The organism is Serratia sp. CY76391 (assembly GCF_052166695.1).
In the GTDB taxonomy this organism is placed as follows: Bacteria; Pseudomonadota; Gammaproteobacteria; order Enterobacterales; family Enterobacteriaceae; genus Serratia; species Serratia nematodiphila.
Window position 1 is genome coordinate 522,827 of sequence record NZ_JBJNOJ010000006.1, and the last position, 8,035, is coordinate 530,861.

The 8,035-nt window shown below is 56.5% G+C and carries 7 protein-coding genes, 1 rRNA gene and 1 other annotated feature; of the genes, 4 read left to right on the forward strand and 4 right to left on the reverse strand.

Going from position 1 to position 8,035, the window contains the following annotated elements; genetic code table 11:
* Window positions 1–24 precede the first annotated feature (24 nt).
* The 4 genes from pheA to bamD all read right to left on the reverse strand — a co-directional run bounded on the left by pheA (window position 25) and on the right by bamD (window position 2,859).
* The gene (gene pheA, locus ACJ8PN_RS13295; RefSeq protein WP_033631828.1) at window positions 25–1,182 is read right to left on the reverse strand and encodes a bifunctional chorismate mutase/prephenate dehydratase; all 1,158 of its coding nucleotides are present in this window, start codon (window positions 1,180–1,182) and stop codon (window positions 25–27) included.
* A 42-nt stretch (window positions 1,183–1,224) separates the two neighbouring features.
* Window positions 1,225–1,351 (reverse strand) — a sequence feature (Phe leader region).
* Window positions 1,303–1,350 (reverse strand): hypothetical protein, encoded by a 48-nt coding sequence (locus ACJ8PN_RS13300; protein ID WP_101428074.1) that lies wholly within the window; start codon window positions 1,348–1,350, stop codon window positions 1,303–1,305. (Overlaps the previous feature by 48 nt.)
* Before the next feature lie 122 nt (window positions 1,352–1,473).
* Window positions 1,474–1,815 (reverse strand): ribosome-associated translation inhibitor RaiA, encoded by a 342-nt coding sequence (gene raiA, locus ACJ8PN_RS13305; RefSeq protein ID WP_004932457.1) that lies wholly within the window; start codon window positions 1,813–1,815, stop codon window positions 1,474–1,476.
* A gap of 312 nt (window positions 1,816–2,127) precedes the next feature.
* The gene (bamD, locus tag ACJ8PN_RS13310; protein WP_004932456.1) at window positions 2,128–2,859 is read right to left on the reverse strand and encodes an outer membrane protein assembly factor BamD; all 732 of its coding nucleotides are present in this window, start codon (window positions 2,857–2,859) and stop codon (window positions 2,128–2,130) included.
* 131 nt (window positions 2,860–2,990) lie between these two features.
* On the opposite strand from bamD, the gene rluD reads away from it, so the two are divergent.
* The 4 genes from rluD to ACJ8PN_RS13330 form a co-directional block, all read left to right on the forward strand.
* The gene (gene rluD, locus ACJ8PN_RS13315; protein WP_004932452.1) at window positions 2,991–3,968 is read left to right on the forward strand and encodes a 23S rRNA pseudouridine(1911/1915/1917) synthase RluD; all 978 of its coding nucleotides are present in this window, start codon (window positions 2,991–2,993) and stop codon (window positions 3,966–3,968) included.
* A complete protein-coding gene (gene yfiH / locus ACJ8PN_RS13320; protein ID WP_442534996.1) occupies window positions 3,968–4,699 on the forward strand; it encodes a purine nucleoside phosphorylase YfiH in 732 nt (243 codons plus the stop codon). Before rluD ends, yfiH begins: the two co-directional genes overlap by 1 nt.
* A gap of 130 nt (window positions 4,700–4,829) precedes the next feature.
* Window positions 4,830–7,403, forward strand: coding sequence for an ATP-dependent chaperone ClpB (gene clpB, locus ACJ8PN_RS13325; protein ID WP_442534997.1), 2,574 nt, complete (start codon window positions 4,830–4,832; stop codon window positions 7,401–7,403).
* Between the two features lie 523 nt (window positions 7,404–7,926).
* Window positions 7,927–8,035 (forward strand): 16S ribosomal RNA (locus ACJ8PN_RS13330); the annotation flags it as partial.

The window sequence follows — 8,035 nt, forward strand, 5'->3', positions numbered from 1 at the left end:
TTGGCCGAACCTTTTTTTATGGTTTCAGGATGGGTTGACCGGCACCACGGTGTCGCTCGGGTAACAACCCAACACCTTCAGTGAGCGGGTGATCGGCGCCAGATCGCGCAGCGCTTTTTGCATCGCGTCGGCACGCAGATTGGCCTGCACATCGATATAAAACATCTCTTCCCACGGATTGCCGTTGATCGGGCGTGATTCCAGTTTGGTCATGATGATGCCGTTGTCGCGCAGAACCAGCAGCGCTTCGACCAACGCACCGGATTGCTGGCCGGTCGCCATGATCAGCGTGGTTTTGGCCGGCACCTGTTCAGATACGTCGATCGCTTTGCGCGCCAGGACGATGAAGCGAGTGATGTTCTGCTGCTGGTTGGCGAGGTTGTGTTCCAGCACCTGCAGCCCGTACAACGCGCCGCCGGCCTCACTGCCCAGCGCCGCCACCTTCGGCGAATTCAGCTTGGCGACTTTCTCCATCGCCGCGGCGGTGCTTTCGGTGTACTCGATTTTCCAGTGCGGGAAGCGGTTAAGGAACTGGCTGCACTGTTGGAACGGCTGCGGGTGGCTGTAGACGGTTTCAATCTGGCTAAGATCGCTGTCGCCGGCCACCAGAACACAGTGGTCGATCGGGTTGGTCAGTTCGCCGACGATCGACAGGCTGGTGTGTTGCAGCAGATCGTACACCTCGTTAATCGAACCGGAACTGGTATTCTCGATCGGCAAAATTGCGTAGTCCGCCTGGCCGGTTTCCACCTGGGCGAAGATATCCTGAAACTTCTGGCAACCGCATTCGATCAGCCGATCGAAATGGCGGGCGGCGTATTGGCGTGCCGCCAGATGTGAGTAAGAGCCTTTCGGGCCGAGAAAGGCGATGCGTGCAGAGTGTTGGCTGACGGGGTTGAGCTGGTGCTGCAGCAGTGCCTGCTGGGTCAGGACGGAATCTTCGATAATCAGTTGGAACAGGCGGGTGACGTAGAAGCCGTCCAGGTCGTAAGGTTTGGCGGCGGCGATCAGCGCATCCAGCAGATCGCGTTCGCGCTCTTTGTCGCGGATCGGACGATGAGAGTGCAGTTTGGTCTTGCCGACTTCGATCGCCAGCTCACGGCGTTCCGCCAGCAGGGCCAACAGTTTCAAGTCCAGTGCGCTGATGCGCTCGCGCAGCACCAATAACGGGTTGTCAGTCATAATCAGCTTCCGCCTTCAGTTCTTATTCGTTGTAAAACAGCCATAAAAAAAGCCCCCTGTCTCCAGGAGGCCTTATTGTTCGTCTTCGCATTCTTTCTCACACGACGAAACGCCTCCCAGTCAGGGGAAGGTAAAAAAGAATGCGAAGAAAAACGGTGTGCGTGGCATGGTCTACCTAAGGTTAATGCGAACAGGTTTTAAAGTAACCGTTGGTTTTTACCCCGTCAACAAAAATACCCGACAAAAAACGCGCCCTCGGGCGCGTTTGATGCGGCAACCGCAGTCGGACGGTTATTCCTGCTCTTGCGTGACTTCCGGCACGATGTCTTTCACGCTGGCGTTGCAGCGGCGCGCTTCGCCTTTGTGCTGCACCTTGTTCAGCTGGCGCTCCAGCTTGGCGATCAGCTCATTAACGGCGGTATACATGTCATCATGTTTGGCGCTGGCGACCAGCGGGCCGTTAGGCGTGGTAATGGTAGCATCGGCGACAAACCCTTGTGGTTCTTTGGATAAGACGATATGCGGGTTAATCAGCTGGGTCTGCCATTTTTCCAGTTTGGTGAGACGGTCTTCGACGTGATTGCGGATTGCGGGAGTGATATCCATTTGTTTGCTGGTAATGTTCAATGTCATATAACTTACCTCTCTGTCTTTCCGTCTTGGTGAATCCAGCATACCCCGCTTTTTGTTTAAATGCGTGATGTAAATCACGATTTTTTGTCACTTTTTGCAAAGTTAGTTCAATCTGTGATTCAGCATTTGAATTGGCTATCTAATGCTTGAGAGTTGCCGCCGGATGGCGCATTATCGATGAGTTGACCGGTGAGGAGTACTAGCTAACACCGTGTTTTTACTTGTGTATTTTTCCAGTAAAAACCAGGTCGACGCCAATGAAAACGGCAGCCTCGGCTGCCGTTTGGTTTTTCTGCCGTTGCCGACGCGCGCTTATTGCGGGTTGGCGGCGATCACTTTGGCCACTTTGTCAGCCTGGCCGTTGAGCTGCAGCTGTTTGTAGGCATTTTCCATCAGCGGCAACACGTCGTGCGTCGCTTTGGTATCCGGGAATTCACGCAACATCTGCTCGGCGCGATTAACGACCGCGACGTAAGCACCGCGTTTAGTGTAGTATTCCGCCACCGAAAGCTCATACTTGGCCAAACGGTCTTTCAGATACACCAAACGCTTGTTGGCGTCGGTCGCGTATTGGCTGTTCGGGTATTGCTGAATCAACTGGCTGAAGTCGCGGAACGCAGCGCGAGCGTGCTGAGGATCGCGGTCCGAACGGTCAACCCCGAAGAAGCCCTGCAGCGCGCTGTCATCGAGCGCCATGTCGGTCAGACCGCGCATGTACATCACGTAATCGATGTTCGGGTGCGTCGGGTTCAGACGCATGAAGCGATCGATGGATGCCTGAGCCATCGGCAAGTCGGCGGCCTTATAGTAGGCGTAAATCAAATCCAGCTGGACCTGCTGGGAATACGGCCCGAAAGGATAGCGGTTATCTAACGCTTCGAGTTGCGTAATCGCGCCCTTGAAGTTACCGTCCTGCAGTTTTTGCTGCGCGGTAGCATAGATTTCCGAAGGTGGGTTGTCGGGAACCGCATCCTTGGATGTGGAGCAACCTGCCAGCGCCAGGCTCAACGTGGCTGCCGCCACCAGATATTTCATACGCGTCATGACGTTTTGATTATCCTCAGGGTGTTATTCCGGGAGACTGTCCGTTAAGCTCCCGACAAAGACCAGGTACAATAGCACATTATATTAAACGGCATCGCCGTGAAAACCCAACGTTAACGAAGAAGCTGCATATGGCACAACAAGTACAACTCACCGCAACGGTGGCCGAATCTCAACTCGGACAACGTTTAGATCAGGCTTTGGCCGAATTGTTCCCTGATTATTCACGATCTCGCATAAAAGAGTGGATCCTGGGCGATCGGGTGAAGGTCAATGGCAAAACGTCAAACAAACCGAAAGAGAAGGTGCTGGGCGGAGAGACCGTCGCCATCGATGCACAGATTGAAGAAGAGGCGCGTTGGGAGCCACAGGATATCGCGCTGGATATCGTCTATGAAGACAGCGACATCCTGGTGATCAACAAACCGCGCGATTTGGTGGTGCACCCTGGCGCCGGTAACCCGGACGGCACGGTGCTCAATGCGCTGCTGCATCACTACCCGGAAATTGCCGACGTGCCGCGTGCCGGCATCGTGCACCGTCTGGACAAAGACACCACCGGCCTGATGGTGGTGGCGAAAACCGTGCCGGCGCAAACCCGGCTGGTGGAAGCGCTGCAGGCGCGTGAGATCACCCGTGAATACGAAGCGGTGGCGATCGGCACCATGACCGCCGGCGGCACGGTAGAAGAGCCTATCGCGCGTCATTCCACCAAGCGTACCCATATGGCGGTGCACCCGATGGGTAAACCGGCGGTAACGCACTACCGCATTATGGAGCACTTCCGCGCGCACACCCGCCTGCGTTTGCGCCTGGAAACCGGCCGTACTCACCAGATCCGCGTTCACATGGCTTACATCAGCCATCCGCTGGTGGGCGATCCGCTGTACGGCGGCCGTCCGCGTCCACCAAAGGGCGCTTCGGAAGCCTTCATCAACACGCTGCGCGGCTTTGACCGCCAGGCGCTGCACGCCACCATGCTGCGTTTGTATCATCCGATCAGCGGCATCCAGATGGAGTGGCATGCACCGCTGCCGCAGGACATGGTCGATCTGATCAACGCGCTGAAGGCGGACACCGAAGAATTCAAAGATCAGATGGACTGGTAATGAGCTCGCTCATTCTGCCTGACTGGCCGTTGCCTACCGGGGTTAAGGCCTGCAGCACCACGCGTGGCGGCGGCGTTAGCCTGCCGCCTTATGACTCGCTGAACCTCGGCACCCACGTCGGTGATGAGGCGCAAGCGGTGACACGCAATCGGGAACGATTGGTCACCGCCGCCGGTTTGCCGCAGATGCCGGTGTGGCTCGAGCAGGTGCACGGCACTCGCGTGGTGACGTTGACGGGGAAGGCGCCCGCCGATCTGCGGGCGGATGCGGTGTACAGCAACGTGCCGGGGCAGGTGTGTGCCGTGATGACGGCGGATTGTCTGCCGGTGCTATTCTGCTCGCAGCACGGTGACGAAGTTGCTGCCGCCCACGCCGGCTGGCGCGGATTGTGCCACGGTGTGCTGGAGCAAACCGTGGCGGCGTTCAGCGCCGCACCGTGCCAAATCAGCGCCTGGCTGGGGCCGGCGATCGGCCCACAGCAGTTTGAGGTCGGGCCGGAGGTGCGCGCCGCTTTCATGGCGGAAGGCGCCGAAGCCGCGGCGGCGTTTACGCCGCACGGCGATAAGTTTTTGGCTAATATCTACTTGCTGGCTCGCCAACGTTTGTTGCGAGCGGGCGTGCAGGCCATCTATGGCGGCGACCGCTGTACGGTTAACGAAACGAGTCATTTTTTCTCCTATCGGCGCGATGGAATAACCGGACGTATGGCAAGTTTAATCTGGCTGATATAACCTATTGAATTAGGACGATCCAACGACGCATGGCGTTGTACCGAAAATTTAGCGTCGAGATAACCTTGAAAATTTGAGGGATGACCTCATTTAATCTCCAGTAGCAATTTCGACCCATCTTGGAGGTGTTATGCGTCTGGATCGTCTTACCAACAAATTCCAGCTTGCCCTCGCCGATGCCCAGTCACTAGCCCTTGGGCACGACAACCAGTTTATTGAACCGCTACATCTGATGAGCGCCCTGCTCAATCAGGAAGGGGGCACGGTTCGTCCACTATTAACTTCCGCAGGTATCGATGCCGGGCGCGTGCGCACCGAGATCGAACAGGCGCTGTCCCGTTTACCGCAGGTAGAAGGCACCGGTGGCGACGTTCAGCCGTCCCACGAGCTGGTGCGCGTCTTGAACCTGTGTGACAAGCTGGCGCAGAAGCGCGCGGACAAATTCATTTCTTCCGAGCTGTTTGTGCTTGCGGTGCTGGAAGACCGCGGCTCGTTGACCGACTTGTTGAAAGCGGCCGGCGCAACGGCCGACAAAATCAGCAAAGCCATTGAACAAATGAGAGGCGGTGACAGCGTGGAAGACCAAGGCGCCGAAGACCAACGGCAAGCATTGAAGAAATACACCATCGATCTGACCGAACGTGCCGAGCAGGGCAAACTTGACCCGGTGATTGGCCGTGACGAAGAGATCCGCCGCACCATTCAGGTGCTGCAACGCCGCACCAAAAACAACCCGGTACTTATCGGCGAACCTGGCGTGGGTAAAACCGCCATCGTCGAAGGCCTGGCGCAGCGCATCATCAACGGCGAAGTGCCGGAAGGATTGAAGCACAAGCGCGTATTGTCCCTCGATATGGGCGCTTTGATCGCCGGCGCCAAATATCGCGGCGAGTTTGAAGAGCGTCTGAAAGGCGTGCTCAACGATCTGGCCAAGCAGGAAGGCAGCGTGATCCTGTTTATCGACGAACTGCACACCATGGTCGGCGCCGGTAAGGCGGATGGCGCAATGGATGCGGGCAACATGCTGAAGCCGGCGCTGGCGCGCGGCGAGCTGCACTGCGTCGGTGCCACCACGCTGGATGAGTATCGTCAATATATAGAGAAGGATGCGGCCCTCGAACGTCGTTTCCAGAAAGTGTATGTGGCGGAGCCGAGCGTGGAAGACACTATCGCTATTCTGCGCGGCCTGAAAGAGCGTTACGAACTGCACCACCACGTGCAGATCACCGATCCGGCCATCGTGGCGGCGGCAACGCTTTCGCACCGTTATATCGCCGATCGTCAATTGCCGGACAAGGCTATTGACCTGATCGACGAAGCGGCGTCCAGCATTCGCATGCAGATGGACTCCAAGCCTGAATCGCTCGACAGGCTTGAGCGCCGCATCATTCAGTTGAAGCTGGAACAGCAGGCGCTGAATAAAGAGTCGGACGACGCCAGTAAGAAACGCCTGGAAATGCTCAGCGATGAGCTGGGGCAGAAAGAACGCGAATATTCGGAGTTGGAAGAAGAGTGGAAAGCGGAAAAAGCGTCACTCTCCGGTACTCAGAACATCAAGGCGGAACTCGAGCAGGCCAAAATCACCCTGGAGCAGGCGCGCCGCGTCGGCGATTTGGGGCGGATGTCGGAACTGCAGTACGGCAAGATCCCTGAGCTGGAGAAACAGCTCGCCGCTGCCACGCAGGCCGAAGGCAAGAGCATGAAGCTGCTGCGCAACCGGGTAACCGATGCGGAGATTGCCGAAGTGCTGGCGCGCGCGACCGGTATCCCGGTGGCCAGAATGCTGGAAGGCGAGCGCGACAAGCTGCTGCGCCTGGAGCAAGAGCTGCATTCGCGGGTGATCGGCCAGGACGAAGCGGTCAGCGCGGTCTCTAATGCTATCCGCCGCAGCCGCGCCGGGTTGTCCGATCCTAACCGGCCGATCGGTTCGTTCCTGTTCCTTGGCCCGACCGGGGTGGGGAAAACCGAGCTCTGCAAAGCGCTGGCTTCGTTCCTGTTCGACAGCGACGACGCCATGGTGCGTATCGACATGTCCGAGTTTATGGAGAAACACTCCGTTTCTCGTCTGGTCGGCGCGCCTCCGGGCTATGTCGGTTATGAAGAGGGCGGCTACCTGACGGAAGCCGTACGTCGTCGGCCTTATTCGGTGGTCCTGCTGGATGAAGTCGAGAAAGCGCACCCAGACGTGTTCAACATCCTGCTGCAGGTGTTGGATGACGGCCGCCTGACCGATGGTCAGGGCCGTACCGTCGATTTCCGCAATACCGTGGTGATCATGACGTCCAACCTGGGTTCGGATCTGATCCAGGAGCATTTCGGTCAGATGAACTACGCGCAGATGAAAGAGTCGGTGATGGAGATGGTGAGTCACCACTTCCGTCCGGAATTCATCAACCGTATCGATGAAGTGGTGGTGTTCCATCCGCTGGGCGAGAAACACATTGCAGCGATCGCCAAGATTCAGCTGTCGCGTCTGTACAAGCGTTTGGAAGAGCGCGGTTACGAAGTGACCATGACCGAGCCTGCTCTGGCGTTGTTGAGCAAAACCGGTTACGACCCTGTGTATGGTGCGCGTCCGTTGAAACGCGCTATTCAGCAGGAGATCGAGAACCCGTTGGCGCAGCAAATCCTGTCCGGCAAGCTGATCCCCGGCAAGCTGGTGACGCTGGATGTGGAAAACGACCATATCGTTGCACGCCAATAACGGCAATTAAGCCTATTAAAGATGAAAGGGAGCGGGTGACCGCTCCCTTTTCTTTATCTTATTCTTTATCTTCGTTTGTCCCTATTTACAGAGGTTGCCGCTATTACTGTGCTAAAACCGGTGTTTTTCGACTAATAAATATCCTAAAAAGGCGTTTTTGGTGATTATTTGAGCGCTTGAAAATTTTTTTGCAATTAGGGGTTGCGGCCTGCCGAGAACTCCCTATAATGCGCCTCCACTGACCGGGAACAACGACTGACAAGCCGCCGGGTCAGCGAGAAGAAAGCGAAATAAACGCTTGACTCTCCGGGCGAAAAGCGTAGTATGCGCAGCCCGCGCCGATGAGTTTCTCGGCGCTGCTCTTTAACAATTTATCAGACAATCTGTGTGGGCACTCCACAAGACGATATCCAGCATCTTCGGATGCAAAAAAATATCAAGTCTTGAAGAGTGACTAACTGAAGTAAAATTCATGCAGTAAATCTTTGAGCATCGCTTCTCGAGTGGAAGCAAATCAAGCTTTTAATTGAAGAGTTTGATCATGGCTCAGATTGAACGCTGGCGGCAGGCTTAACACATGCAAGTCGAGCGGTAGCACAGGGGAGCTTGCTCCCTGGGTGACGAGCGGCGGA

Excerpts from the sequence above, each read along its gene's own strand:
- pheA (WP_033631828.1), bottom strand. The coding sequence starts at position 1,182 with ATGACTGACAACCCGTTATTGGTGCTGCGCGAGCGCATCAGCGCACTG.
- raiA (WP_004932457.1), bottom strand. The coding sequence starts at position 1,815 with ATGACATTGAACATTACCAGCAAACAAATGGATATCACTCCCGCAATC.
- bamD (WP_004932456.1), bottom strand. The coding sequence starts at position 2,859 with ATGACGCGTATGAAATATCTGGTGGCGGCAGCCACGTTGAGCCTGGCG.
- rluD (WP_004932452.1), top strand. The coding sequence starts at position 2,991 with ATGGCACAACAAGTACAACTCACCGCAACGGTGGCCGAATCTCAACTC.
- yfiH (WP_442534996.1), top strand. The coding sequence starts at position 3,968 with ATGAGCTCGCTCATTCTGCCTGACTGGCCGTTGCCTACCGGGGTTAAG.
- clpB (WP_442534997.1), top strand. The coding sequence starts at position 4,830 with ATGCGTCTGGATCGTCTTACCAACAAATTCCAGCTTGCCCTCGCCGAT.